Genomic DNA, 25,489 nt, shown 5'->3' with positions numbered 1-25,489 from the left:
TCAGTAATTCTACTATATAGCAAAACATCCGGAATTACAAGAATTATTTCCTGCAACCCGGATGTTATTGACTATCCCGGTTACTGTTCACTCCGTGACCAGTAACACTATCCCTTCTTATCCCTGGCTAAGCACGCTTCTGACATGATCCACTTCTTCCCTTGTTGCCTGAGCTGCCGGCACATAATAGCCTCTTGCACGGGCAATCTGGTAAATCTCCTCCTGGGACATCTCGCACTGATTTCTCATCTGTTTTAAGGTTTGTTTCAGCTGAGGATTCTCTGTCTGAGGGATCATCTCCCCATAACGGGTCAGTTCACCGTTAATTCCGGCAAGGGTATCTGCTACCATCACTTTTTCATTCATCTGCGGCACCTCCTACTGTAAATACTGCATAAGCTGATTTTTGCAGTCCACTGCCGACTGGGCAGACTTCTGGAAAAACTGTTTTACCTGGGCATCTGTAGCCTTACTTGCATACTCCTCCATTTTACAATGGGTGGTGTCAAATCCGCCAATCAGGTGACGTAAATTCTGTAGATCCAGTTCTGAAATTTGGTTCATATAACCTGCCTCCTGTTAAAATATGTTACTGTTCACTCCGTTCACAGCAACGCGCTTCGCGATGCACAGAAATCATGCATTTGCATGATTTCGCGCCGCACTTCTCGGGTTTTCTGTGAACTACGTTCACAAAAAACACCTCGCGGAATGTTACCAGTGAACAGTAACTAAAATATTTCTGTAGCGAAAACCAACAGTATGGAACCTTTGTTTTCGACAGCCTTCAAATGTCCATATATACAAAATACAGGAGAAAATTAATCTCTCCTGTATCCTGAGGCGGACACTTTACAGAAAGTAGTATGTCCGAATTTCATCTTATTATGTACCGTATATATTATGTACCATATATATCTATATCCGTACTTTAAATGGCATATTTCTTACAGAATCATTATTCCCCGATCAGCCAGTTGTACATCTCTTCATACTGACGTGCGGAATTACTCCATGAGAAATCCTTTGCCATAGCCCGGTCTACCATCTTATTCCATTCGCGCTTCTTGTCATAGTAAATGTGCTCTGCATAGCGGATCGTGGAAAGCATCTCATGTGCATTGTAATTGCTGAATGAAAATCCGGTTCCGGTTCCTTCGAATTCATTGTAAGGCTCTACCGTATCCTTCAGACCACCTGTCTCTCTGACGATTGGAAGAGTACCATAACGAAGGCTCATCAGCTGGCTCAGACCGCATGGCTCAAACAATGACGGCATCAGAAATGCATCAGAAGCTGCATAGATTCTGTGAGACATGCTCTCATCGTAATAAATCTGTGCAGAAACCTTGCCATGATATTTCCAGTCAAAGTGACGGAACATATTCTCATAGCGCTCATCTCCTGTGCCAAGAGCTACAATCTGTACACTATCCTGACAAAGCTCGTCCATGATATAAGCGATCAGGTCAAATCCCTTCTGATCTGTCAGACGGGAAACAATACCAATCATCATAGCCTTCGGATCCTGCTCAAGTCCTAAATCTTTCTGTAGCTGGATCTTATTCTTAACCTTCTCCTTACGGAAGGTGGTAGCATTATAACGAGCTGACAGATTAATATCTGTCTCCGGATTAAAATCATTATAATCAATACCATTTACAATACCACGCAGACTGTTGGAGCGTGCACGGAGCAGTCCGTCCAGACCTTCGCCATAGAACGGTGTCTTGATCTCATCTGCATATGTATTACTTACTGTAGTAACAGCATCTGCAAATACAATACCACCCTTCAGGAAGTTGCCATCCTTGTATGCTTCCAGCTTATCCGGTGTAAAATAGTAATCGGAAAGTCCTGTAAGCTCCTTGATTGTCTTCACATCATATACACCCTGGAATTTCAGGTTATGTATGGTCATGATGGTCTTAATTCCCCAGAAAAACTGATTCTGCTGGAAGCTGTCGTGCAGATAAACCGGAACAAGACCTGTCTGCCAGTCATGGCAGTGAATAATGTCCGGGCGGAAATCGATTACCGGAAGTACGGAAAGCACTGCCTTGGAGAAGAATGCAAATTTCTCCAGATCCCACGGAGCACTGTCATATGGCTTCGGTCCACTGAAATAATACTCATTATCTATAAAGTAGAACTTAATGCCATCATACTCCATCTGAAGAATACCTACATAACAGTTCTTGTATCCAAGATCCATGTAGAAGTGTGTGACATATTCCATTTTATCTTTCCATTCCTGCTTCATGCAGGCATATTTCGGTAAGATCACGCGAATATCAAAATAACGTTTATCAAAGCATTTCGGCAGTGAGCCGGCTACATCAGCCAATCCTCCGGTCTTAATAAAAGGCACTGCCTCTGATGTTGCAAAAAGAATTCTTTTCATTCAAAAAACCCTCCTTAGTAATAGCAAATAGCGTTACTGCCACTTAATGCCAGTAACCTGCTTCTGTCTTTTATTATACCCCAAATTCGGCTCATTGGAAAGAACGATTTTTATATTCCAGTCTGATTTTGTCAGCAATCAGTGCAATAAACTCGGAATTGGTAGGTTTTCCTTTCCCATTGCTCACTGTATAGCCAAACAGCTGGTCAATGGTATCCATTTTTCCACGGCTCCATGCAACTTCAATGGCATGTCGGATAGCCCGCTCCACGCGGCTTGGCGTTGTCTGATGGCGTTTGGCTATGGTTGGGTATAAAATTTTTGTAATAGAATTCAGCATTTCCATGTCATTTACGGATAAAATAATAGCATCCCGCAGATACTGATAACCTTTAATATGTGCAGGTACTCCGATTTCATGTATGATATCTGTCACATCCGTTTCCAGATTTCCTGAATTGTAAGTATTTTCCTCTTCCTTTTGTCTTGGACGGTTCATTTCCCTGACGCGTCTCTCTCCCGCCCGGCGGATGTGTTTGATTCGGTTCAGCAGCATTTTGTTGTCAAAAGGCTTCAGCATAAAATAATCTGCTCCAAGATCAAAAGCGTCCTCTGTGATCCGCTCCTGTCCCACTGCCGAAACCACAATAAATGACGGCACTTTTTTCAAATTTTCATCGTGACTGAAGCGCTCCATCACTGAAAGTCCGTCTACTTTTGGCATGATAATATCCAGTACAACCACGTCAGGCTGTTTTTCCTTTATGATGTTACAGATTTCTTCTCCATTATGTGCTTTTCCAACCAGTTTCAGTTCTTCGTCCTGATCAATGATCTTACTCAGTACCTCCACCATTTTCTCATTATCGTCCGCAATTGCCACATTCAATTTTTCCATGAGGCCATTCTCCTTCTACTATTTTGAAAATTCTCCGGCAATCCACAGCCGGAAAGTTGCTATATTTCTGATATCAGGAAGCAAACGCGTTTTTCTTCCCAATATCTTCCTATCACCTGTACAAAACAGCAGGGCCCTGTTTGCTCTTGCACATTTTTCAGAAAAATTTTCCTTTGCTGTAACAACGTCTATTATAGTGGAACTGCCATGGGGAAATCAAGCCGAAACTGCCGTTTTTACTGCATTTTCGTTCGATTAGTTTCGAGCTTTTTTGCGTCTTTTAACGACAATAATTTCATTTTTTCTGAGGGGATTTTTATATTAAGACAGCGTTTTACACCGCCTCTCAATTTAACACAGTTTATTTTTTTCGCGTTTTATGATTGAAAGATATGGAACAGGTTCATAAAAATACAAGAGTGAAATCATGATTTTTCTCCATACTAGTACAGTGAAAATTAAGTTTCTGCTATATTGACACAGTATATGAAAAATCAGACAAGTCACTATAGCGGTTACTTAATATTTGCTGTACCAGCACAGTGAAAAACAAAAGAAAAGGATGTGAAAACATGTACCAGAAACGAAAATACAAACATTTTATCCTGCTCTGTCTTGTCCTTGACCTTCTGACAATGGTATTTCTGGGATATCGTTATCTGGACCGGAAAATTCCGGATGAAATACACATTGACAAAAATTCAGGACTTGACCTTTCCCAGATTTCCAATCTTCCTTTTGTATCTTTCGGAGATACAATCACTACTTCCGGGGAAGGCAGCTACCAACTGCCTTGCAGACTTTTTGGAAAAATAGCTTTCAAGAATATTAAAGTGAAACCAACAGAGGCAGACACCATTCTGGTCAGTGGCAGCACAGTGGGGATTTACATGGAAACAGACGGAGTTCTTGTGATCGACACCGGAGAAATCCTTTCTAAAAATGGGCAGATGCAGGATCCGGCAAAAAATATTTTAAAGCCTGGCGATTATATTGTTGCACTAAATGAGCAGAAAATATCCTGCAAGCAGGATTTAATTAACGATCTGGAAACTATTGATGGAAAGCCTGTTACGGTAAGCGTGCGAAGAAATAACAGTACCATTCCGGTCTCTCTCTCCCCGGCACAGGATGCTTCCGGAAAGTACAAGCTTGGAATCTGGGTCCGGGATGACACCCAGGGAATCGGAACCCTTACCTATGTAACAAAAGACGGAAATTTCGGTGCTCTTGGCCATGGAATCAGCGATATCGACACAGGAAATCTTTTGTCAATAAAGGGAGGAAATCTTTACTGTGCCCAGATTCTCGGAGTGCAAAAAGGGGAAAAAGGAAGTCCCGGAGAACTTTCCGGGCTGATCCGTTACAGAAATGACAATGTGATCGGACAGATTCGTGTAAATAGTTCAAATGGAATTTACGGCAGTTTCACCAACAGTTCTGGCAATAATATTACAGAGCTCCAGGCCGCAGCTTCTGCTTCAGATGATACGGTCAATGCTTCTGAAAGCTTTAACCAGTCCAAAACTTCTTTCTGGGATTTTGCAGACAGTTTTTCCGGAAATGATTCTCTGCCAATTTCCCTCCGCCAGATGAAAATCGGCTACAAACAGGAAGTACAGACCGGTCCGGCTTCCATTCTGTGTGATGTAGGTAATGGAGTAAAAGAATACGATGCAGAAATCACCAGAATCGACATGAACCACGAGGACACTAACAAAAGTTTCATCATCCATATCACCGATCAGCGGCTTCTTAACACCACCGGCGGCATTGTCCAGGGCATGTCAGGCAGTCCCATCCTGCAAAATGGAAAAGTAATCGGTGCGGTAACCCACGTTTTTGTCCAGGATGCGGCAAGTGGGTATGGAATTTTTATTGAAAACATGCTGGAGCGTGTCTGAAAAAGGCTTTCTGCAAGATGTGCGTCACAATTTGTGGGAGATTTTGCCCGGATGAGGGCGCCGTAGCGGACTACGGCAACTGAATTCGGGCAAAATATACCGCAAAGTGGGGCGTGCAGATTGCGGGAATGATTTTTCAGACTCGCTCCGGAGCCTGCCTGAAAAAGCTTCTGATATATTCAGAAATCCCCTGTCAGACAGGAGCCTGTCTCACAGAGGATTTCAACTTACATGTTTGAAAACTCATTTTCTCAATCTACAAAAAGGAATTATGCCTTGCACTCCCTGGCCAGTTTTTTCATCTCCCTTGCATTTTCCAGCACAGCGCCAGTGATCTGGGCACCCCCAAGAAGACGGGCCAGTTCGCGGATGGAGGCTTCTTCATCAAGGGGATGAATCTGAGTGGTGGTCTTGGTGCCTTCAACCTGCTTCTCGATCTCAAAATGGGAATCTGCCATGGCTGCGATCTGGGGAAGATGGGTAATGCAGAGCACCTGATGATGATGCCCGATCACTGCCATTTTCTCAGAAACCTTCTGAGCAGTGCGTCCGCTGATTCCCGTATCTATTTCATCGAAAATCAGTGTTTCGATCTGGTCACGATCTGCCAGGATTGCCTTCAGGGCAAGCATAATTCTGGAAAGCTCACCGCCGGATACGATTTTACCAAGGGGCTTCAGACTTTCTCCCGGATTTGTGGAAATTTCATACTGAATTTCATCATAACCATTCTCTGTAAAACTGCTTCTTCTGGAAAACGTGATGGCAAACTGTACATCCAGAAAATTTAAGTCTTTTAATCCCTGAATTACCTTTTCCTCCAGCTGATGGCTGTATTCTTTACGAATTTCCGAAAGACGGCTGCAGGCTGTTTCCAGCTGTTTCTCTGCCTTTTTCAGTTCTTCCCTGGCAGCCTCGAAAATTTCTTCATACTTCTGAAGTTTGTTCAGCTTTTCCTGCTGTTTTTTCTGGTATTCCTGGATTTCTTCGATACGCTGACCGTATTTGGCTTTCAGACCATTGAGCAGATCCAGGCGGTGCTCTGTCTCATAAAATACGGACTCATCAAAAGTCATGTCATCCATATAGGAGGACAGCTCCCTGTTAAAATCATTGAGAAGTCCGTCCACTTCGCTTAAGGTCTGGGAAAGGGATTCCAGCTGTTCATCGTACTCTGTCACTCTGGAAAGCTCCCGAAGAGCCTCTCCCACTGCTTCCCCGGCTCCCTGTCCGTCATATCCGGTAAGGGCATGGGCACTTTGCAGGGAATCGATAATTCTGCGTCCATTGGAGAGCTTTCGATACTGCTTTTCCAATTCTTCGTCTTCTCCTGGAACCAGAGATGCTTTCTCAATCTCATTGATCTCAAATTCCAGAAAAGCCATTTCCCGATTCTTCTGTTCTTCGTCCATATCAAGGGATTTCAGTTCTGCCTGACATTTCTTATATTCCTGATAGGCTGCTTTCACCTTCTCTTTTTCCGGAAAGATTTTCTCACGGCCATAAGCGTCCAGGATTTCCAGCTGTTTCTCCTCATAGAGAAGGGACTGGTGCTCATGCTGCCCGTGAATGTCAAGAAGACAGGCTGCAGCGGCCTTCATCTGGCTGACAGTGCTTGTCTCCCCATTTATTTTATTAATGCTCCTGCCGTCCATGATCTTTCTTGACATGAGGATCTGTCCGTCCTCCGGATAAATATCAAGTGCGGCAAGTGCTTCTTTTGCTTTCGTATTTTCAACCTGAAATAAAAGCTCTACCAGTGCATAGGGCGCATTTTCCCTGATCATGCTTCTGGATGTCTTTCCTCCCAGGATCAGCTGCATGGAACCGAGAAGAATGGACTTACCGGCACCAGTCTCACCGGTGAGGATATTCAGCCCTGGTCCGAATTCCACTTCAATTTCATCTATGAGTGCAAGGTTTTTTACGTGTAAATGTACTAACAAGGTTGACCTCCTTACGTTACTGTATATTCAAATGGACAGTAACTCCTTACTCTTTTCTCATACCCTTATAAACAGGTCTAAATGCCATATGTAATGTCAGGCAACGCTATGCTTCAAAGCCACACATGCCCTTCAGATAGCAACAATCGAGCAGGAACTCCCTGCCCGATCCACTTTATGTTCTCAGTCAGCTCTGAAACCCGATTGAAACTTCCGGTCATGCAAACTGTTTCCATTTTTATCTTCTGTTCAAAATACTACCCAGCTTCTCCATGACACCCTCCGCCAGCTCAGAGCTTTTGCAGGCACACATAATCGTGTCATCTCCTGCAATACAGCCCAGGATTTCCGGCCATTTCAAGGCATCCAGGGCGGTGGCAACTCCCATTGCCATTCCGGTAACTGTCTTGATCACTACCAGATTCTGTCCAACCTCAATGGACACAACCGCATCATTTAACACTCTTGTATACTGGTCCCCAAGCCCTGGCTGTGTATCCTGCAGGATGGCATAGCGGGATTTCCCGTCTTTTCCTGCAACCTTGGTCATTTTCAGTGCACGGATATCTCGTGAAACCGTAGCCTGTGTCACCTTAAAACCGGCTTCATTCAATCTGGCTGCAAGCTCTTCCTGTGTATCTATGTCATATTCTTTTATCAGTTCGATAATTTTCTCATGTCTTGCTAATTTCACTTCTTAACCTCCCCTGCAAAGATTTTCTGCCCTGAAGTCTGTTAAAAAAGGCTGTCACTTACAATACCCCTTTTTCAAACAAGCTCTGAATGAACCTTTGCAACGCATTCTGAAAATGATATTATCAATAAAATTCCCATACTATGATCAATACTTATAATAATATTTGTATTCTGATACATTAATAAAAATCAGCTATCCCTCATTTTTTGTCTCAACACTTCAACAAAACTAAGATGATTCAGCTTCAAAATCCTGGTTTTCACCTCTGCCTTCCGGATCACAATCTTATCTCCTGTGATCATCGGAATCTCAGAATCCCCATCAAAAGAAGCCAGTCCTTTTTCACAATCCTGGTGACGTCCCTCTCCCATTTCCACCGTGATCACATCCTCCGCCGGGAAAACAATGCTTCGGCTGTTCAGAGTGTGTGGCGCGATCGGTGTCATAATCGTCATCTCTCCACTTGGTGAAACAATAGGACCGCCAACAGAAAGGCTGTATCCTGTCGAACCTGTAGGTGTGGAAATAATAATTCCATCAGCGTTATAAGAGTTCAGATATTCGTCATTGACAAAATTTTTAAATCTTACAACACGAAGGGGACCTTCCCTTGCAATTACAATGTCGTTTAAGGCAATATCCTTGCCAATGACCCTGTCTCCCCGGTAAACAGTCCCGGAGAGCATCATTCTCTCTTCCACCTCGTAGACATCCTCCGTAAGCTTGTCAAGAGCCTGGTATACAGACTGCCTGTCCACCTCAGCCAGAAAGCCCAGATTTCCAAGATTGACTCCCAGAAGGGGAATCTGACTGCGCTTCTTATCGTGAGCCGCCTGAATGTCTCTGGCAGCCTGAAGAAGGGTTCCATCACCGCCAAGTACGATAATGCACTGTGTTTCTTCCGGAATCTTTCTTGGATCCGTATAGTGGAACGGACCTGCAGTCTGTCTTCCTGCAAGCTGAACTTCACAGTGTCCGCCTCTTTTTCCAAGATAATCCACTACCCGGTCTGTAAATTCCAGATTTTTATCTTTTTCATTGTTGGTTATAATATAAAACTTATTCATACCAAAGTCCTGTATCTGTTTACTGCCCCTGTAAGCAACAGCATTCAACTGCATACTATTTTTCTGCCGGTTTATCCAATGCTCCGTGTGCCTGTGCAACCACATCTTCCACTTTCACAGTAAGACTGTCCGGAACCTCCGTTCCCTCCGGTTTTTTCTTCAGATGCAGAAGATATTCAATATTTCCCTCTGGTCCTTTGATCGGAGAAAAAGAAAGATGGCATGGCTCGAGGGAAATACTCATGGCGAAATCCCTCACCTTCTCTATCACTTCCTCGTGTACAGCAGGATCACGGACAACCCCTTTCTTTCCCACCTTTTCCCTGCCAGCCTCAAACTGGGGTTTTATCAGGCAGACGATTTCGCCATCCTCTGTAAGAAGATTTCGCACAGGTCCCAGTACCTTGGTCAGGGAAATAAAGGAAACATCAATAGAGGAAAATGCAGGTTTCTCCTGGATATCCTCCGGTACCACATAGCGAATGTTGGTTTTCTCCATGCACACAACTCTTGGGTCGTTGCGAAGCTTCCAGTCCAGCTGGCCATATCCCACATCAATAGAATATACCTTCACACCGCCATTCTGAAGCATACAGTCTGTAAAACCGCCTGTAGAGGCGCCTACATCCATGCACACCTTCCCCTCAAGACTTACATCAAATTCATTCATTGCTTTTTCAAGCTTCAGGCCGCCGCGGCTTACATATGGAAGGGTGTTTCCTCTGACTTCCACTTTCACCGTTTCAGTAAACATGGAGCCTGCTTTATCTTCCTTCTGACCATCTACATAAACCTGTCCGGCCATGATATATGCTTTTGCTTTTTCTCTGGAAGGTGCAAGAGCGCGCTCCACCAGCATCATATCCAATCGTTTCTTCATTCTCTTATTCCTTCTGAATAGTTACCTGAAATTTTCTTTATCTTCTCTGCAATGGCATTGGCGCTAAGCCCCAGCTGTACCCTAAGACTGTCCACACCTCCATGAGGCACAAAACGATCCGGAATAGCCACTGGCAGCACCTGGATACCAGGATGATGTTCTTCCATATAACCGCATACCTGCTGTCCAAAGCCACCATTTTGCACATTTTCTTCTACTGTTACCACCAGGCTGTGATTCCGCGCCAGCTGATCCAGCAAAGCTGTATCTAATGGCTTTACAAATCTGACATTTACAAAGGTAGAATCAATTCCTTCCTTCTGTAATTCACTGCAGACCTCTGCACAGATCTCCACCATGTTTCCAAGTGCCAGAACTGCTACCTTACAACCGCTGTGAAGGACTTCACTTTTCCCCATCTCCACAGCTGTCTGATATTCCTGCAGCCCCTGATATGCATTACCTCTTGGGTAACGGATTGCTACCGGGCCATCCGCTTTCACAGCAAAGCGAAGCATTTCCTTTAGCTCCCAGTCATTCTTCGGTGCCATCACTGTCATTCCAGGCATCATGCTGAGATAGGAAATGTCAAAATTGCCCTGATGTGTCTCACCATCTGCTCCAACAAGACCTGCCCTGTCCACTGCAAAGATCACATGAAGCTTCTGCATGCACACATCGTGAAGCATCTGATCCACAGCTCTTTGCAAAAAGGAGGAATAAATGGCAACCACCGGGACTACTCCGCCAAGTGCCAGTCCGGCTGCAAAGGAAACTGCATGCTCTTCTGCAATTCCCACATCAAAGAACCGGTCTGGAAATCTCTGGGAAAACTTTTTCAGCCCGGTACCATCAGGCATGGCAGCTGTAATGGCAACCAGCTTCTCTTCTTCTGCTGCCACCTGGCACAAAGCATCTGCAAACACATCCGTATAGCCCGGACAGACCTTCTTCTGGGTTGGCTTTCCAGTCTTGATGTCAAACGGTCCGATTCCATGAAACATATCCGGATTCTGTCTTGCAGGTTCATAGCCACGTCCCTTTTCTGTAAGAACATGAACCACAACCGGTCCCTTCACACGCTTTGCCTCATTAAAAAGACGCATCATCTGGCGCATATTATGCCCGTCCACCGGTCCAAGATAGGTCAGGCCCATATTTTCAAAGAGCATTCCCGGAATAAAAAGCTGCTTAATGCTGCTTTTCGTCCTTCTCACAGCATCCACCATAGCGGTTCCCACACGGGGAATCTTTTTTACCGCCTTATTCAAGCTCATTTTCATTCCGGTGTATGCTTCTGCAGTACGGATCGCACTGAGATAATTTGACATTCCTCCTACATTTGGAGAGATTGACATATTATTGTCATTTAAAACAATTATAAAATTGGTCTCCAATTCAGCTGCATTATTCAACGCCTCATAAGCCATACCGCCTGTAAGCGCACCATCGCCGATCACAGAAACCACATGATAATTCTCACCAAGAAGATCCCTTGCATACACATAACCAAGGCCTGCTGAAATAGAATCTGAGCTGTGTCCCGCGTCAAAAGAGTCGCAATTGCTCTCCCCTCTTTTTGGAAAACCACTAAGTCCGCCTTCCTTGCGCAGGGTCTCAAATTCACCTTTTCGTCCGGTGAGGATCTTGTGAGTGTATGCCTGATGGCCTACATCCCAAATCAGCTTGTCATCTGGAAAATCCAGTACATTATGCAGTGCCAGTGTAAGTTCTACCACTCCAAGATTGGATGCCAGATGTCCTCCTGTCCTGCTGACGGATTCAATCAAAAAGCTTCGTATTTCTTCTGCCAGCTGCGGAAATTCAGCCAGAGGAATTTTGTGAATATCGTTGGGCTTTTTTATTTTATCCAGAATCATTTGTATCCTTCTTTCACTTCCTGCGTCCCACCAGCTCGTTCACCAGAGTAAACAGGAATTCATTTTTCTTATTCAGTCCTTCAAACAAAGTAACTGCCTCATCTGACAGCTTCTTCACCTGCTGTGATGCTTTCTCAATTCCCATAAGTGTCACATAAGTAGTCTTATGGTTCTTCTCATCACTGTGAATTGGCTTACCCAGCTCTTCCTCGGTGCTGGTCACATCCAGGATATCATCCTGGATTTGGAACGCAAGGCCGATATTTTTTGCTGCTTTTTCTACTATAGCAGTCTCTTCTTCCGTGGCACCTCCAAGAATTGCGCCTGTCATCACAGAGGCTTCAATAAGTGCAGAAGTCTTATTCTCATAAATATAATCAATCATCTCACGGCTCATAGGCTTGCCGTCATTTTCCACATCCACACTCTGTCCGCCAAGCATTCCGTAAAGTCCGGTCTTATGGGACATTACCTTCAGTGCCTGAATCATATGTGCCTGACAATCTGGTGTATCTGCCGTGTCAAAAGCTGTAAGCATCACTTCATAAGCATAATTGAGAAGTGCCACACCGCTAAGAACCCCCATAGCTTCCCCATAAACTTTATGAGTAGTAAGACGTCCTCTCCGGTAATCGTCATTATCAAGAGCCGGAAGATCATCATGGACCAGTGAATGGGTATGAATCATCTCCATTGCTGCCATAAAAGGATATGCCAGCTTCTCTTCTCCTCCAAACAGCCTTAAGGTTTCCAGGATCAGCATAGGGCGAAGGCGCTTTCCTCCTGCCAGAATACTGTAATTCATTGCCTGTGCCATAGTCTTCGCAAAACCTTCCTCTTCCGGAAGATAAGACTGGATCACTTTATTAATTTCTTCTGTTCTTTTTTTTAATTCATCTTGAAAATTCACCAAGGCTACCATCCTCATTCATCAGCAGCATTTTTTTCTCAACAGTATCAAGCTTATCATTACAATATTTCAGAAGCTCCATTCCCTGTTTATAAAGGCGAAATGAATCTTCCAGGGAGGTCTCACGGTCTTCCAGCCTTCCAGCCAGAACATCCAGCTCTGAAAAAGCCTCCTCCAGAGTTTTCTCTTCTTTTTTCTCATCAGCCATCCTTCCGCACCTCCGTCTTTATTGCTGCACACATTGTGCACAGAAGTCTTTTACTAGCTATGCACGATCTGCATGCTGACTTTATTTTTCACTGTCTGTATCTGCTCCGTAACTGCTGGCTTTTGTATTCTGTACAGACGCCTCTATTGTACCATCTGTAACATAAATCAGCAGACCATCCCCTTGTTTTACCTGTGAAACGCTTGTCAATATCTTTCCTTCCTTATCAGAAACGTAGGAGTAACCCTGATTCAGCTTCCGAAGAGGAGAAAGACCGTGAAACCTTTCCAGATAGAGGGACAGTCTGTGTCTTTTATCTTTTATCTTTTGTTCCATGGCAGACTGGATTCGTTCCTGCACATCTGCCGCATACTGCTGACGGTCACGCAGACGGCTCTCTGGATTCAGATACTGAAGACGTGTTCCATATCTTTCCAGTTTTGCCCTGTTTACGTCAATTTTATTCCACACTGCCCGTTCCAGCCGTTCCTGATACCCTTGCATGGAATTCAAAAGAGTCCGGCAGTCAAAATAGGCGAGTTCTGCCGCTGCTGAAGGTGTAGGGGCACGAAGATCCGCCACAAAATCCGCGATGGTAAAGTCAGTCTCATGTCCCACTGCAGAAATTACAGGTGTATGGCACTCAAAAATCGCCCTTGCCACCTCTTCTTCGTTAAAAGCCCATAGTTCCTCGATAGAACCACCGCCCCGGCCTACAATGATCACATCCACGCCTGCCTCGTCCAGCATGCGGATACCACGTACAATACTGGCCGCTGCTCCCTCTCCCTGCACAAGTGCCGGGTAAAGAATACTCTGGATAAAAGGATTTCTTCGGGTGGAAACGTTGATAATATCCCGAATCGCAGCACCTGTAGGAGATGTGACAATCCCCACTCTGTGGGCAAATTCCGGTATGGGCTGCTTGTACTCCTGTGCAAACATTCCCATATCCTCCAGCTCCTGCTTCAACGCCAGGTATCTTTCATAAAGCGCACCAGCTCCCTCTAAAGTAATCTCCTTCGCATAGAACTGATATGCGCCATCTCTTTCATAAACATCTACTCTGCCCCCGGCTATCACCTTGTCTCCGTCTTTCATGCGGAAAGCAAGACCTTTTCTGGAACCTGCGAACATAACGCATTTCAGTGTGCCGCCTTCGTCCTTCAAGGTAAAATAGATGTGTCCTGTGGAGTGGTATTTACAGTTGGATACCTCTCCCTTTACATAAATATTCTGTAAAAAATAGTCCTGGGTAAACATGTTCTTCACATAGCGGTTTACCTGACCAACAGAATAGACATTATTCATTTTTATTTTCCGGTGCCCTGGAGCTTACATTGCGGTTGACAACTACCACCTTTTTGGAAGGATCCTTTACCTTGAAACCGGATTTCGGTCTTGCAGAGGTCTGTTCTTCTTTCTTAGAAGATGCCTTTCTTGCAGCAACCTTCTTATCCGGGTTGGCAATCTTTCCAAGGATTCCGTTTACGAATGCACCGGACTCTTCAGAACCGAAGCATTTCGCCAGTTCTACAGCCTCATTGATGGCAACTCCTACCGGCACTTCCTCTTTCTCATATTCAAGCTCATACACAGCCAGACGAAGAACTGTCAGATCAACACGGTTCATACGGCTTGTCTTCCATCCCATACTGATGCTGTTCAGCTTCTCATCAAGCTCATCTGTGTGGTTCATAATGTTCATATATTTGCGGCTGATATAGTCCCGGTCGCTCTCTTCCAGATTCTCAATATCAGCTAAATATAAAGCCAGCTGCTCTTCCATTTCTTTCTGTGTATTAAACTCGCTGATAAAAAGCAGCTTAAAAATATGTTCTCTCTGTTCCCTTCTTCTCATGTTTCCTCCTACTATCTGTAACTCCCGAAAATCCCTGCAAAGAAATGCCAGCTCACGCAGACATTCATAGAAAAAAAAGGAAAGGTTTACTTTCCTTTTTTCGTTTACTTGCTTTTTTCATTCTCCATATCTACGCTTGCAATATGAATATTGACATCTGCAACCTCAAGTCCTGTCATGTTCTCAATGGCTGCTTTTACTTTCTCCTGAACCTTCTTGCTGGTCTCAAGGATATTCATGCCATATTCAATATTCAGGGTAAGGTCAACGCTTACCACACTGTCAACAATTTCAACCTTAACTCCCTTGGAGAGATTCTTCATTCCAAGCTTGCTTACCAGCTCATTGGTAATATTACCTGCCATGGAGGCAACTCCGTCTACTTCTGTAGCGGCAAGTCCGGCGATAATAGTAACGACCTCATCTGCGATCTGAACCTCACCGATTCCCTCAATATCCTGTATTTTATATGTTGTTCTCTTCTCTGCCATGCTTACAAACCTCCTAGGTTTAATCTGCCGGCTGCCGGAAAATTCGCATCTTTCCACGAGGCCAGCGTCAAATCTGCCTTACGGCGTATTTACACGAAACGGATCATCCCACGCATCTGCGCAGTTCTATTTCTATCCGAGACTTTCTTTAATTATAGCAAAATGCGTCAAAAATGAAAAGAGTTATTTACTGAATTCTGTTAATATTAAATCCGGATTTCTGTCTTCTGTCATGCCCACACTCCATGCATTGATAAACAGAAGCAACGGATTGCCTTTCAGATCTGTAACCTTCTTCATGTCAGAAGTTCCGACGATCTTGTCCACCTGAATCTCATCCTTGTTCGCAATCCATCTGATGTGCTCATATGGCAGATTTTCCAGACGAATTTCCACATTATACTCGTTCTCCAGACGATATTTCAAAACATCAAACTGGAGCACACCAACAACGCCCACAATGATCTCTTCCATATTTCCGTAAAGCTCCTGGAAAATCTGGATGGCACCTTCCTGTGCGATCTGGTTAATTCCCTTTACAAACTGCTTTCTCTTCATGGTATCCAGAAGTCTTACCCTTGCAAAGTGCTCCGGTGCAAATGTAGGAATGCCCTCAAATGCAAATTTTTTTCCAGGCGTACAGATCGTATCTCCAATAGAGAAAATACCGGGATCAAATACACCGATAATATCTCCTGCATAAGCCTCCTCAACTACATGGCGTGACTCAGCCATCATCTGCTGGGGCTGAAGAAGTCTCATCTTCTTATCCCCCTGTACATGATAAACCTCCTGGGAGGCATCGAATTTGCCGGAGCAGATACGCATAAATGCAATTCTGTCACGGTGAGCCTTATTCATATTTGCCTGAATCTTAAATACAAAAGCAGAAAAATCATCGCTCATAGGATCAACAAGACCTGAGTCTGCCATTCTTGGAAGAGGTGACGTAGTCATCTTCAGGAAATGCTCCAGGAAAGTCTCAACACCAAAATTGGTAAGAGCGGATCCAAAGAACACAGGAGTCAGTTCTCCCTTACTTACCATCTCCTGATCGAACTCGGCACTTGCGCCATCCAGAAGCTCGATTTCCTCCAGAAGCTGTTCTTTCTGCTCCGGATCCATAACCTCAAGTGCATGAGGAGAATCCAGATCGATTTCCTCAATAGTTCCCTCCTTGGTACCTTTCTGGGTATCTGTGAAAGTAAGGATCTTATTCGTGTTGCGGTCGTAAACACCGCGGAATTTCTTACCGGAACCGATTGGCCAGTTAATAGGGCAGGTTGCGATTCCAAGCTCTTTTTCGATCTCGTCAAGAAGATCAAAGGTATCGTTGGCATCACGGTCCATTTTATTGATAAACGTAAAAATAGGAATGTGTCTCATAACGCAGACCTTGAACAGCTTTCTGGTCTGTGCCTCAACACCCTTGGACCCATCGATTACCATAACTGCAGAATCTGCAGCCATCAGGGTACGATAAGTATCCTCTGAGAAATCCTGATGTCCAGGAGTATCCAGAATGTTGATGCAGTAACCGTCATAATGGAACTGCAATACGGAAGAAGTAACGGAAATACCTCTCTCCTTTTCAATTTCCATCCAGTCTGATACTGCATGGCGGGCCGTTGCCTTTCCTTTAACACTACCGGCCAGATTAATGGCTCCGCCATACAGCAGGAATTTCTCAGTCAGAGTAGTCTTACCTGCATCCGGGTGGGAAATGATGGCAAAGGTTCTTCTTTTTTCTATTTCTTTCGTATACTTCGACACGTTTAGCCTCCTATTTGAATTCTCTATTTCAGACACGCTCTAGAGCGTGTATTCTTATATTTTTGCAGCATTCCTATTCTAGTATAAGGACTGCTGCACTGTCAAGGGGGTATATCATGGATTTACTGTAGTATTATCACGGATTTACTGTAGTATCATCATCAATATCCACGGAAGTCTCCAGTGATTCATCTTTATTTACCAGTTCTTCCTCGCTTTCATTTAACGGCGTGATCACAATATTTTCCGGCGCAATTCCCGTTTTTCTTTTCACAATGTCTTCAATCTGAGCCCGTTTTGCATCTGTCAGATCTGCTTCCGGAACCACCACATCTGCCGTTTCTCCGGTAAGGTTTACGATCACATTTTCGAAGCCTTTGGCTTCCAGAAGAAGTTCTGCTGCCGACTCTTTTTCCGTCAGATCCGCCATGGAAACCATTGTGCTCACAGCCTCCTGCTTCTGGTCATCTCCCAGATCCTGATTGTTAATAATAGCCTGCAGGTCTGCTTTATTCTGGGAACGGATCTGTTCTCTGGAAAGTTTGGCCTGGGCCGCAAAATCAGAAGCCGCAGTAAGTACAGCTTCCCCCGGCGTGCTGGTGGTCTGATCCTGCACATCCGTAAGGCTGCTATCCGCCCCGTTCTCATCCAGAAGGGCTGTTTCATCGGTCAGATCATAGTCTACATCCTCCAGAATACTGCTGCTGTCCGCGCTTGCCTCCTTATTTTTCAGGCCAAGATCTACATCTGCAAAATTCAGGTATCCTGCAACTGCGATCAGAACCGCCAGTGAAGTAATGATTACCTGGTTCTTTTTCAGAATCTTTTTCACTTTACCTCTCCTCATTTCATTTTCATTACTTTAATTTTATGGGCATCCAGCTGAAATAATGCCATAACTCCTTCTACAATATTCCTGGAAACCACAGAATTATCTGCTCCTTCCGCCGCGATCAGCACTCCGGTCACCGCCTGATTTCCGGAATCGTAGAAACTGCTGCTGTCTTTTTCTTCCCCCGTCATAAGGAGCACCCGCACTTTTCCCACTCCTTCTGTCTGGGATAAAAGATCTTCCAGTTTTTTCTCCAGAACTGTCCGTTCTGCATCTGTATTTTCCTCAGAAGAAGCTGAAAAAAAGGAACTGCTTTTTACTTCCGGGGAGCTATCCTTTTTATTGGATACCGGAAGTGCGATTACTGTAAGCAGAAGTCCCAGAAGGAGAAGAATCACCCATTGTCTGCTTCCCATTTTCCCAAGCAAGGACTTCACAGTTTTCTTCCCTGATTCCCCAGTTTGCTGCAAGTTCATCTTTTATCCCCCTCTCAAGCTCTCCATCTGGCACCTCCTTCGTCCACAGGCAGACTTTTAACAGCTCCCCTTCTATATGTACTTTGCATGCCGTCACTTCTATGCCTTTCTTTTTCAAAGATTCCGGAATATTTTTCTCAAGCTGCTCCTCCACACCTTTTTCCAGAAGGCTTTTCTGAAGATTTTCCAGATCAAGAGTGAGCCGCTTTTTTTCTTCCTGCTGGTAAAGGCTGGAAAAGCTTTCCGGCAGTGTCTTAGCTTTTTCCAGAATGGAAAGCATGGGAGTGATCAGCATAACCATCAGCAAAAGTCCCATAAAAAAACGCACATAACGCTGATATTTCCCGGTAGGCACCAGATGGATGAGCATAGTCAACAGAATATAAAATATGGCAAGGCATTTGATCCAGCTGTAGATGGCTTCTTTCATAATATATCACTTCCCGCATCCCATTTTGGTCCCATACAGTCATATGCTCAGGTTATTATGGTTCATTTCCGCTTACTGTTACTTTTATCCGCCTACAGACGCCATGAGAACTATAAAGGTAAGCACACACAGTATTTCCGCAGTCAGCATGATCCGCAGAAGCAGGGCACAGCCTTCTCCCATTGTGCCAAGGCAGCCTACGATTCGTTTGTCTGATACAGGCTGTGCCACTGCACCAAGGAAGCGAAAGCTAAGGGATAGGAGACCATAATGAATCACAGGTCCGGCTCCTGCAAGAAGCAGAACCACCACCGCCATTGCTCCAAGACAGTTTTTCACAAGCAGTGCCCCTGCCAGAATCAATTCTGTTACCGCATTTACGGCATTTCCCACAGCCGGAATCGCTCCGGCAGTTCTGCCCAGGGCAGTTCGTTTGATGGCATCCATGGCAGGCGCAACCAGCCCTCGTACCGCCTGAAGCCCAAGGACAGCCCCAAGCATGGTTTTCAGGCTCCAGTTGATCATAGTTTCCAGAAGTTCTGCCATCTTGCTTAACATATCCTCTTTGGAAAGATGGTTCACCATACAAAGAAGAACATACAGATTAGCCCCTGGCAGAATCAAAGTGAGAAGAAGCCATTCCACCAGCCACACCAGAAGAAGAACCCCCTGATAAAATACAGAAGCCGTGACAGCTCCTGATGCTGCTGAAACTGCCACGAAATAAGCAGGTGCCAGGCCTTTCATAAACTGAGTCATCCATTCCAGCTGTTTTCCAAGAGAAACTCCAAGCTGCTGATAGCTGTTCATCAGAATGGTAAATAATAAAAGATATACCATGTAAAAACTTACCTCTCCAATCTGGCTGTTTTCAAATACCTCTGCAAAATTTGAAAAAACAGCAGCTGCCAGCACCAGGAGAAGAATGCGAAAAAAATTAGCCCGTTCTTTTTCCAGCCGTTCAAAAAAGAGGCTGCGCAGAAATTGCTGCACCGCCTCTTTTGAAAATACTGTTTCGCCGTTTATCATGTTTTTTAATGCTGTTCCTATGGAGAAGCTGTCCTCTCCCAGCATTTCATCCATTAAAGTTTGTACCTGTTCGAAAGACATGTCAGAAACCAGCTGCTCCGTAATGCCCTCAGAATCAGCGGAAGCTGCACGATAGCCAATACCTGCTGTTACCGTTTTCTCCGTTGTCTCTTCCTCTGTTTCGACTGCTGTTTCACCTGTAAAACTCTCTGCTTCCATGTTCTCTGCGTTTACATTTATTTTTCTGGTTCCCATCAGAATCCATACTGCAAACAACAATGCAGCAATTGCCTGCCATTTTTGTTTTTTTCTCCAGACCCTCATACCATGAACTCCTGAATCGTCTTCAGAAGTGCCATAAGCACCGGCATGCTCAGAACCATCACCGACAATTTACAGAACAGCTCAATCTGCGCCGCTGTTGTGCTGTAGCCTGCATCTTTACAGATTCCGGAGGCAAACTGACCGATGTAGGTAATTCCGATCATTTTTACCAGTGTGGAAATATATTCCGTGTCCACTGGAAGTGTCTCCTGGATTTTCCCCAGAGATTCAAACAGGTAATAAATTTTCCCCACAGCAAGTCCCATGATCACAAGACCAATTCCAACTGTAATAAAACAGGCGTATTCCGGTTTGGTTCCTTTCATAAGAAATCCAAGAATAACACCGCATACGCCTAGTAACGAAATCTTTATAATGTCCATTTTCCACCTCCTGAACACAGGTGACAGGATATTGGTGAATCAGATCACAATTCAAATAATTTTTTTATGCTGTCAAACAACTCATAAATATATGGTACGATCCAGAAGAGTACCACAAGGAGACCTGCCAGGCTGACTAAAAAAGCCTGTTCCTCTCTGCCGCTGTGTTTCAGAACCTGAGAAAGCACGGAGACCAGAATCCCCACAGCAGCTATTTTAAAAATAATACTGACTTCCAAGGGGGCCTCCTTTCTTACCGTTATCTGCCTTACATAACCGTTTTCCAGGCAATTTTTCCAGATATTATATGAAATTACCACAACAAGACTGCCAGCAGAATTCCGCCCAGAATTCCCATGCTCTGATATGTTTTCTGCTGCTTTGGCATAGCACTTTTCAGAGTCTTTATCCTGTAGCCTAGCTCCTCCTCCAGAAGTGTCAGCTGTGCCACCTGCATTTCCCTGTCCAGATATCCCAGTTTTTCGCCCAGAGAAAGAAAGCTTTCCCTCTCTTCCTCTGAAAGTCTGTAAAGGGGAAGCAGTCTTACCGCGCATTCCCTGAAAATCTCATCAAAGGTAATTCCAGGCCGCTGCTGAAGCCATCCTGCAGTTTCTTTGAGAAAAAGCCTGTACTCTCCTGGCATTTTTGCTGCAGCATCAAGAAAGGCATCTTCCAACGTCGCCCCTGTGCAGCGGATTTCCCCTTTCAGTAACAGAAGAAGCTGAGCCAGTTTTTCCAGAATTTTCAGTCTGGCTGTCAATTCCATGCTTTTACACAATCCAAGACCTGTTCCGGAAAAAAGGATCAGAATGATTCCTGCTGTTTTCAACAAGGCCTCCCGTTTCTGTCATAAATTCCAAGTATGGTTCCCGCATGTTCTCCCTTGTCCAGGAAAATATACCGTTCAAACACTCTTCTTCTCACCAGCCTTTCAAAATAAGGCTGATGGATCACGTCCTCAATGGAATTTCCATGAGCGGTGGCGATTACTTTACATCCACTGTGAATCACAGATTCCACAGCTTTAAAGTCTTCTTTCCGTCCCAGTTCATCTACGGCCACAACTGCCGGAGACATAGAACGGATCAGCATTTCCATCCCTTCTGCCTTTGGACAGCCGTCCAGCACATCCGTACGCATACCAAGGTCATTCTGGGGAACTCCCTGATAGGAACCGGCAAGCTCACTTCTCTCATCTACAACGCCAACCGTTACCCCCGGCATTTTTTTCTTTTCCTCACCATTGCTCAGCTGACGGATAATATCCCGAAGCAGGGTTGTTTTCCCCCCTCTTGGCGGAGAAACGATCAAAGTATGCGCTACCCAGTCTTTTTTGCGGATATAGGGCATCACCTGGTCTGCGCAGCCTACCACTTCGTGAGCCAGACGTACATTGATACAGGAAATATATTTCATTCCCTGGATCTCATTGCCGTCAAGAATCACCTTTCCGGTAACACCTACCCGATGACCTCCCTGAACAGTAAGAAACCCCTGGCGCATTTCATCTTCATAGGAATAAAGGGAATAACCACTTATATATTCCATGGTTTCCTTCAGATCTTCCCTTGTCACCACGTATTTGCCATCATGGTCGGTAAGGAAACCCTCACCTCCGTCATAGGTGTAGAACAGCGGTCGTCCTACTCTTAACCGTATCTCATATATTTTGTCATAATCAAGGTTTGCATTCATCAACAGTCTGCGGATATTGCCCGCAAACAGGTTCTGAATCTGCTCTGCTTCTATGTTGTATCACCTCTCAATTTTAATATATGTGGACAATCCCGGATTCATTCTTAAATAAATCCACCAGATTTACAGGCTCTAGAGCGTGTTTGAAAAATCCTTCTAATACTGGCTCACATTACTCTGTATGCTCTGCTGGTATTCTTCCATTCTGGGAAGGCTCAGTTTTAAAACCCTGTCCACAATATTCACAGACGCTGAACTATATGCATAAGCAGCGGATTCAAACAGCACGTACAAGTCATCCCCATCCACAAAAATCTGTTCGATTCGTTCCGGAAACCGATAGCTGACAGCAGAATTTTCATCTACATAAAGCCTTTTATCGGATTTCTCATAAAATACCACTCTGGAAGGCAGAATTCCAAAGGAATGAGACAAAAGAAGCTTGTCGTTATAAAAAGCCATTCCCTGTGCCTGTTCGGAAATGGTGGAATAATCAAGGGGAACTGCCATCCCAAAGTTCATTCCCAGACCTTCATCCATAGTATTTATCAGGTTTCCCTGATCATCTACTGCATATCTTGCAATTGCACTGTCTGTATATTTTGTAAAGCAGCCAACGTATAGACACCCATCATAAAAGGTCATAAAGGAATCACGGACGATTCCGTAAAGGCTGGCTATTTGGTTGGTCGCGATAGGATGCCTACCCGCATCATAGTCATAATTTTCAATGGATTCCATGGTAAGACTCACTGCCTGGGCAAGCTCCTGCGTATTTGAAGAATACCACAGAATCTGATGTTCACTGTCATACGCCAGACCGCCAACATGTGGCTGTCCGGGCAAAATAATTTCTTTTATAAAACGGTGCGATTCTTTATTAATCATATAGATCACAGAGTTATGCTTTTTCGCATGACAATAGGCACTTACAAAAACATAATCCTCTGTTACTGCCAGACCCTGCGGTGTCATAGTGGTACACATGGCCGGCATATCACCTTCACTGGTAAGAAGGGTTCGTGTTGCTTTCAGACCAGGAATAATATAGGTTCCGTATTCCCGCTCTTTTTTCCTGTCTTCAAAGGCAAATGCCATCAGCTCTTCTTTCTGGGAAAGCATCTGGATCTGTCCACGAAGCGTATAGTAAGCCGCTTCCTGATTGGTGGTTTTCCTCTTGGTGGGCGGCTCATTTCTGCCTCTGTATATAAAGGCATATGCCAGATAAGATCCCACAATGACCAGAACCATGATCAGGATCCTGAGCCAGAAAATGCGGTTTCTCCATTTCATCTTTTTCTTCATTTATCTGCACTGCTTCCGCAATAGTACTCTTTTGGTAACTGTTCCGTACCTTCACAATTACATGCTTTACAATTGCATGCTTCGCGATACACAAAAAATCATGCTTTCCATGATTTCACGCCGCAATTCCCGGGCTTTCTGTGAACTGTGTTCACAAAAACAACCTCGCGGAATACTGTCTCCTGAATAGTTACCTCTTTTTTTGTTATAATTTCACAACAGACATCATTATACTTTATCAGGTTTACGTTTACAAGAGGAAATTAGAACAGCCCGGTTTCTTCCAGAAACCGTGAAGGGTCACGCTCTTTATCGTACTGACGGCGCACATAACAGAGCATAAGTTCTTTCTTCGCCCGGGTCATGCCTACATAAAAAAGCCGGCGTTCTTCTTCCAAGGACTCTGCCAGAACCGCTTTTTTATAGGGAATGCTCCCTTCGTTTACATTCATAATATAAACTTTATCGTATTCCAGCCCTTTTACCGCATGAAGGGTGGAAATTACAATCCCTTCCCTTTTCGTCTCCTGTTTTTTCGCCTGTTCGGCCAGTTTCTTTGTGTAATCCTCTATGTAGTTTTCCCACTCTTCCAGGGTTTTCATGCCTTTGGCACTTTCCTGTATGCGGTCAAGGACCTCAAGGAGCTCCTCTGGACGAATTTTACGATACTGGGCATATTCAATCAGATACTGCTCGTAGCCCATTCCTTTTCGGATAAAATTCACTGCAGCATAGGGTGCTAAAGTGGAAAGAATCCGAAGATGTGTTTCCAGTGTGGTAATCCTGTCGCACATCCAGTCTTTATCTTTATAGAAATCTCTCAGTGCAGAAAATGAGATTGTGGTCTGAGTCAGGGCATCCCTTGCTATATACCGGTTGGGGCGGTTCATGATTTCCAGGAAAAGCTTTCGCGTCCTGTCTCCTGCTGCCATTTTCAGATATGCCATCAGGTTTCTGCTGATCCAATGCCGGAACAGATTGGGCAGCTGTTCTTTCATGGTAAAAGGAATCTGGTACTCCATCAAGGCTCCAACAAGCCCCTCTGCCTCCTGATTGGTACGAAAAAGCACTGCAGTATCCTCCAGATTCTCTCCTGCCTCCAGCCGCTTCTTCAAAAAGGCGGCAATCTTCACATACTCTTCTCTTGGATTGTCAAATTCCATCACCTTCACAGGTTTTCCCTGCTCATTTGGCGTAGACAGCCTCTTCTTAAAGCGGATCTGGTTGCAGCCCACCACATTCATGGCTGCCTGAAGTACATTTTTCGTACAGCGATAATTAATGTCCAAAAGAACCGTTTCTGCCTTAGGATAATCTTTGGTAAAGTTCAGCATGATCTCTGGCTTGGCGCCACGGAAATGATAAATAGACTGATCATCGTCTCCCACTATGAACAGGTTATCCCTGGGCTTTGCCAGCATCCTTACAATATCATACTGGAGATGGTTGATATCCTGAAATTCATCTACCATAATGTATTGGAATTTGTTTTGCCATGCCGCCAGGATATCTTTTCTCTTGACAAAAAGTTCATAGCAGCAAAGAAGCATGTCATCGAAATCCAGTTTTCTTCTCTGACGCAAAGCCTTCTGATACCCATTATAAATCTGGCGGAATATCTCATCCGGGCAGCAGGAAGAATAATAGTGATCCAAGGAAATCCTCCCCCCTTTTACCACGCTGATTTCCTTTGCCACATCCTCCTGGAAATCTCCCTCCTGCGCTAGTTCCTGACCAAATTCCAGAGTCATTTCTTTTAAAATGGCATATTTTTCTTCTTCTGACAAAATATTGCCGGCACCAAGTCCATAAGCCTGCTTCAGAATTCCATAAAAAACACCGTGAAAGGTTCCGAAGGTAACAGCCGTGGAGGTCTGTCCGGTAAACTTCAAAAAACGCTCTCTCATCTCTTTTGCTGCAGCCCGGGAAAAGGTTACAACAAGAACAGAGGACGCCGGTATTTCCCCCTCACCAGTCATATATGCAGTTCTTTCAACGATCACTGAAGTTTTCCCCGAACCGGGGCCTGCCAGAACCATCATAGGTCCTGACAGGTGGGCGATTGCCCTTAATTGAGATGGATTTTTCTTCATAAT

26 protein-coding genes and 2 pseudogenes are annotated in these 25,489 nt (G+C 44.6%); 2 read left to right on the top strand and 26 right to left on the bottom strand.

Translation table 11 applies throughout. The features are described 5' to 3' along the window. Positions 1 to 117 precede the first annotated feature (117 nt). From LIZ66_RS01695 to spo0A, 4 genes are all read right to left on the bottom strand, one after another. Positions 118 to 366 carry a spore coat protein gene (locus LIZ66_RS01695; RefSeq protein ID WP_118580993.1) on the bottom strand — a complete coding sequence of 83 codons (249 nt, stop codon included), beginning with the start codon at positions 364 to 366 and terminating at the stop codon, positions 118 to 120. 12 nt (positions 367 to 378) lie between these two features. Next, a complete protein-coding gene (locus LIZ66_RS01690) occupies positions 379 to 564 on the bottom strand; it encodes a hypothetical protein (protein WP_148462515.1) in 186 nt (61 codons plus the stop codon). Positions 565 to 958: 394 nt separating this feature from the next. Further along, on the bottom strand, positions 959 to 2,404 hold the full coding sequence (gene glgA / locus LIZ66_RS01685; protein WP_118580996.1) for a glycogen synthase GlgA: 1,446 nt from the start codon (positions 2,402 to 2,404) through the stop codon (positions 959 to 961). Between the two features lie 91 nt (positions 2,405 to 2,495). Beyond that, on the bottom strand, positions 2,496 to 3,302 hold the full coding sequence (gene spo0A / locus LIZ66_RS01680) for a sporulation transcription factor Spo0A (RefSeq protein WP_118580999.1): 807 nt from the start codon (positions 3,300 to 3,302) through the stop codon (positions 2,496 to 2,498). Between the two features lie 572 nt (positions 3,303 to 3,874). On the opposite strand from spo0A, the gene LIZ66_RS01675 reads away from it, so the two are divergent. Beyond that, positions 3,875 to 5,206, top strand: coding sequence for a SpoIVB peptidase S55 domain-containing protein (locus tag LIZ66_RS01675; RefSeq protein WP_227200050.1), 1,332 nt, complete (start codon positions 3,875 to 3,877; stop codon positions 5,204 to 5,206). 29 nt (positions 5,207 to 5,235) lie between these two features. Here the strand turns inward: LIZ66_RS01675 and LIZ66_RS18920 are convergent. Next, positions 5,236 to 5,286, bottom strand: a pseudogene (locus LIZ66_RS18920) (DUF6783 domain-containing protein); the annotation flags it as partial. On the opposite strand from LIZ66_RS18920, the pseudogene LIZ66_RS18915 reads away from it, so the two are divergent. Beyond that, positions 5,263 to 5,445 (top strand): annotated as a pseudogene (locus LIZ66_RS18915) (DUF6783 domain-containing protein); the annotation flags it as partial. The pseudogenes LIZ66_RS18920 and LIZ66_RS18915 sit on opposite strands and share 24 nt — an antisense overlap. 30 nt (positions 5,446 to 5,475) lie before the next feature. Here the strand turns inward: LIZ66_RS18915 and recN are convergent. The 21 genes from recN to LIZ66_RS01570 form a co-directional block, all read right to left on the bottom strand. Beyond that, complete coding sequence (recN, locus tag LIZ66_RS01670; RefSeq protein WP_227200048.1) at positions 5,476 to 7,152, bottom strand: DNA repair protein RecN; 1,677 nt, start codon at positions 7,150 to 7,152, stop codon at positions 5,476 to 5,478. A gap of 238 nt (positions 7,153 to 7,390) precedes the next feature. Further along, entirely contained in the window at positions 7,391 to 7,846 is a 456-nt protein-coding gene (gene argR, locus LIZ66_RS01665) for an arginine repressor (RefSeq protein WP_118581008.1), read from the bottom strand. Positions 7,847 to 8,037: 191 nt separating this feature from the next. After that, positions 8,038 to 8,916, bottom strand: a complete 879-nt coding sequence (locus tag LIZ66_RS01660) for an NAD(+)/NADH kinase (RefSeq protein WP_148462519.1) — start codon at positions 8,914 to 8,916, stop codon at positions 8,038 to 8,040. A 55-nt stretch (positions 8,917 to 8,971) separates the two neighbouring features. Then, a complete protein-coding gene (locus LIZ66_RS01655; protein WP_173736397.1) occupies positions 8,972 to 9,796 on the bottom strand; it encodes a TlyA family RNA methyltransferase in 825 nt (274 codons plus the stop codon). Continuing rightward, complete coding sequence (gene dxs, locus LIZ66_RS01650; protein ID WP_173736398.1) at positions 9,793 to 11,676, bottom strand: 1-deoxy-D-xylulose-5-phosphate synthase; 1,884 nt, start codon at positions 11,674 to 11,676, stop codon at positions 9,793 to 9,795. Before dxs ends, LIZ66_RS01655 begins: the two co-directional genes overlap by 4 nt. 13 nt (positions 11,677 to 11,689) lie before the next feature. Further along, the gene (locus LIZ66_RS01645; protein ID WP_227200067.1) at positions 11,690 to 12,586 is read right to left on the bottom strand and encodes a polyprenyl synthetase family protein; all 897 of its coding nucleotides are present in this window, start codon (positions 12,584 to 12,586) and stop codon (positions 11,690 to 11,692) included. Next, positions 12,570 to 12,794 carry an exodeoxyribonuclease VII small subunit gene (xseB, locus tag LIZ66_RS01640; protein WP_227200046.1) on the bottom strand — a complete coding sequence of 75 codons (225 nt, stop codon included), beginning with the start codon at positions 12,792 to 12,794 and terminating at the stop codon, positions 12,570 to 12,572. The genes LIZ66_RS01645 and xseB overlap by 17 nt, the downstream gene beginning before the upstream one ends. A gap of 81 nt (positions 12,795 to 12,875) precedes the next feature. After that, positions 12,876 to 14,105: an exodeoxyribonuclease VII large subunit gene (gene xseA / locus LIZ66_RS01635; RefSeq protein ID WP_227200044.1), complete on the bottom strand. Its 1,230-nt coding sequence runs from the start codon at positions 14,103 to 14,105 to the stop codon at positions 12,876 to 12,878. Then, positions 14,098 to 14,655 carry a transcription antitermination factor NusB gene (nusB, locus tag LIZ66_RS01630; protein WP_118581025.1) on the bottom strand — a complete coding sequence of 186 codons (558 nt, stop codon included), beginning with the start codon at positions 14,653 to 14,655 and terminating at the stop codon, positions 14,098 to 14,100. Before nusB ends, xseA begins: the two co-directional genes overlap by 8 nt. Positions 14,656 to 14,759: 104 nt before the next feature. Beyond that, positions 14,760 to 15,146, bottom strand: a complete 387-nt coding sequence (locus tag LIZ66_RS01625; RefSeq protein WP_118581028.1) for an Asp23/Gls24 family envelope stress response protein — start codon at positions 15,144 to 15,146, stop codon at positions 14,760 to 14,762. Positions 15,147 to 15,329: 183 nt separating this feature from the next. Next, positions 15,330 to 16,919 (bottom strand): peptide chain release factor 3, encoded by a 1,590-nt coding sequence (locus tag LIZ66_RS01620; protein WP_118581031.1) that lies wholly within the window; start codon positions 16,917 to 16,919, stop codon positions 15,330 to 15,332. Positions 16,920 to 17,055: 136 nt separating this feature from the next. Beyond that, the gene (locus LIZ66_RS01615; RefSeq protein ID WP_118581034.1) at positions 17,056 to 17,751 is read right to left on the bottom strand and encodes a SpoIIIAH-like family protein; all 696 of its coding nucleotides are present in this window, start codon (positions 17,749 to 17,751) and stop codon (positions 17,056 to 17,058) included. Positions 17,752 to 17,762: 11 nt separating this feature from the next. Continuing rightward, the gene (locus tag LIZ66_RS01610; RefSeq protein WP_226837131.1) at positions 17,763 to 18,149 is read right to left on the bottom strand and encodes a hypothetical protein; all 387 of its coding nucleotides are present in this window, start codon (positions 18,147 to 18,149) and stop codon (positions 17,763 to 17,765) included. Further along, entirely contained in the window at positions 18,091 to 18,657 is a 567-nt protein-coding gene (locus tag LIZ66_RS01605) for a stage III sporulation protein AF (protein WP_226837129.1), read from the bottom strand. The genes LIZ66_RS01610 and LIZ66_RS01605 overlap by 59 nt, the downstream gene beginning before the upstream one ends. An 84-nt stretch (positions 18,658 to 18,741) precedes the next feature. After that, positions 18,742 to 20,010 (bottom strand): stage III sporulation protein AE, encoded by a 1,269-nt coding sequence (locus LIZ66_RS01600; RefSeq protein ID WP_226837128.1) that lies wholly within the window; start codon positions 20,008 to 20,010, stop codon positions 18,742 to 18,744. After that, positions 20,007 to 20,393, bottom strand: a complete 387-nt coding sequence (locus tag LIZ66_RS01595) for a SpoIIIAC/SpoIIIAD family protein (RefSeq protein WP_118581049.1) — start codon at positions 20,391 to 20,393, stop codon at positions 20,007 to 20,009. The genes LIZ66_RS01600 and LIZ66_RS01595 overlap by 4 nt, the downstream gene beginning before the upstream one ends. 44 nt (positions 20,394 to 20,437) lie before the next feature. Next, complete coding sequence (gene spoIIIAC / locus LIZ66_RS01590; protein WP_021924294.1) at positions 20,438 to 20,632, bottom strand: stage III sporulation protein AC; 195 nt, start codon at positions 20,630 to 20,632, stop codon at positions 20,438 to 20,440. Between the two features lie 74 nt (positions 20,633 to 20,706). Beyond that, positions 20,707 to 21,222 carry a stage III sporulation protein AB gene (locus LIZ66_RS01585; protein ID WP_226837127.1) on the bottom strand — a complete coding sequence of 172 codons (516 nt, stop codon included), beginning with the start codon at positions 21,220 to 21,222 and terminating at the stop codon, positions 20,707 to 20,709. Then, on the bottom strand, positions 21,219 to 22,127 hold the full coding sequence (gene spoIIIAA, locus LIZ66_RS01580) for a stage III sporulation protein AA (protein WP_330382709.1): 909 nt from the start codon (positions 22,125 to 22,127) through the stop codon (positions 21,219 to 21,221). The genes LIZ66_RS01585 and spoIIIAA overlap by 4 nt, the downstream gene beginning before the upstream one ends. A 117-nt stretch (positions 22,128 to 22,244) precedes the next feature. After that, positions 22,245 to 23,393 carry a hypothetical protein gene (locus LIZ66_RS01575; RefSeq protein WP_226837125.1) on the bottom strand — a complete coding sequence of 383 codons (1,149 nt, stop codon included), beginning with the start codon at positions 23,391 to 23,393 and terminating at the stop codon, positions 22,245 to 22,247. 263 nt (positions 23,394 to 23,656) lie between these two features. Then, positions 23,657 to 25,486 carry an ATP-dependent helicase gene (locus LIZ66_RS01570; RefSeq protein ID WP_227200042.1) on the bottom strand — a complete coding sequence of 610 codons (1,830 nt, stop codon included), beginning with the start codon at positions 25,484 to 25,486 and terminating at the stop codon, positions 23,657 to 23,659. Between the last annotated feature and the right edge of the window lie 3 nt (positions 25,487 to 25,489).

The organism is Blautia faecis (assembly GCF_020554845.1).
GTDB classification, from domain to species: domain Bacteria; phylum Bacillota; class Clostridia; order Lachnospirales; family Lachnospiraceae; genus Blautia_A; species Blautia_A faecis.
This window is presented reverse-complemented; position numbering and strand designations above follow the sequence as displayed.

What these genes read in the sequence shown, in the direction of transcription:
- LIZ66_RS01695 (WP_118580993.1), bottom strand. Translation starts at nt 366, where the DNA reads ATGAATGAAAAAGTGATGGTAGCAGATACCCTTGCCGGAATTAACGGT.
- LIZ66_RS01690 (WP_148462515.1), bottom strand. Translation starts at nt 564, where the DNA reads ATGAACCAAATTTCAGAACTGGATCTACAGAATTTACGTCACCTGATT.
- glgA (WP_118580996.1), bottom strand. Translation starts at nt 2,404, where the DNA reads ATGAAAAGAATTCTTTTTGCAACATCAGAGGCAGTGCCTTTTATTAAG.
- spo0A (WP_118580999.1), bottom strand. Translation starts at nt 3,302, where the DNA reads ATGGAAAAATTGAATGTGGCAATTGCGGACGATAATGAGAAAATGGTG.
- LIZ66_RS01675 (WP_227200050.1), top strand. Translation starts at nt 3,875, where the DNA reads ATGTACCAGAAACGAAAATACAAACATTTTATCCTGCTCTGTCTTGTC.
- LIZ66_RS01660 (WP_148462519.1), bottom strand. Translation starts at nt 8,916, where the DNA reads ATGAATAAGTTTTATATTATAACCAACAATGAAAAAGATAAAAATCTG.
- LIZ66_RS01655 (WP_173736397.1), bottom strand. Translation starts at nt 9,796, where the DNA reads ATGAAGAAACGATTGGATATGATGCTGGTGGAGCGCGCTCTTGCACCT.
- dxs (WP_173736398.1), bottom strand. Translation starts at nt 11,676, where the DNA reads ATGATTCTGGATAAAATAAAAAAGCCCAACGATATTCACAAAATTCCT.
- xseB (WP_227200046.1), bottom strand. Translation starts at nt 12,794, where the DNA reads ATGGCTGATGAGAAAAAAGAAGAGAAAACTCTGGAGGAGGCTTTTTCA.
- xseA (WP_227200044.1), bottom strand. Translation starts at nt 14,105, where the DNA reads ATGAATAATGTCTATTCTGTTGGTCAGGTAAACCGCTATGTGAAGAAC.
- nusB (WP_118581025.1), bottom strand. Translation starts at nt 14,655, where the DNA reads ATGAGAAGAAGGGAACAGAGAGAACATATTTTTAAGCTGCTTTTTATC.
- LIZ66_RS01625 (WP_118581028.1), bottom strand. Translation starts at nt 15,146, where the DNA reads ATGGCAGAGAAGAGAACAACATATAAAATACAGGATATTGAGGGAATC.
- LIZ66_RS01605 (WP_226837129.1), bottom strand. Translation starts at nt 18,657, where the DNA reads ATGAAAGAAGCCATCTACAGCTGGATCAAATGCCTTGCCATATTTTAT.
- LIZ66_RS01600 (WP_226837128.1), bottom strand. Translation starts at nt 20,010, where the DNA reads ATGAGGGTCTGGAGAAAAAAACAAAAATGGCAGGCAATTGCTGCATTG.
- LIZ66_RS01595 (WP_118581049.1), bottom strand. Translation starts at nt 20,393, where the DNA reads ATGGACATTATAAAGATTTCGTTACTAGGCGTATGCGGTGTTATTCTT.
- LIZ66_RS01575 (WP_226837125.1), bottom strand. Translation starts at nt 23,393, where the DNA reads ATGAAGAAAAAGATGAAATGGAGAAACCGCATTTTCTGGCTCAGGATC.
- LIZ66_RS01570 (WP_227200042.1), bottom strand. Translation starts at nt 25,486, where the DNA reads ATGAAGAAAAATCCATCTCAATTAAGGGCAATCGCCCACCTGTCAGGA.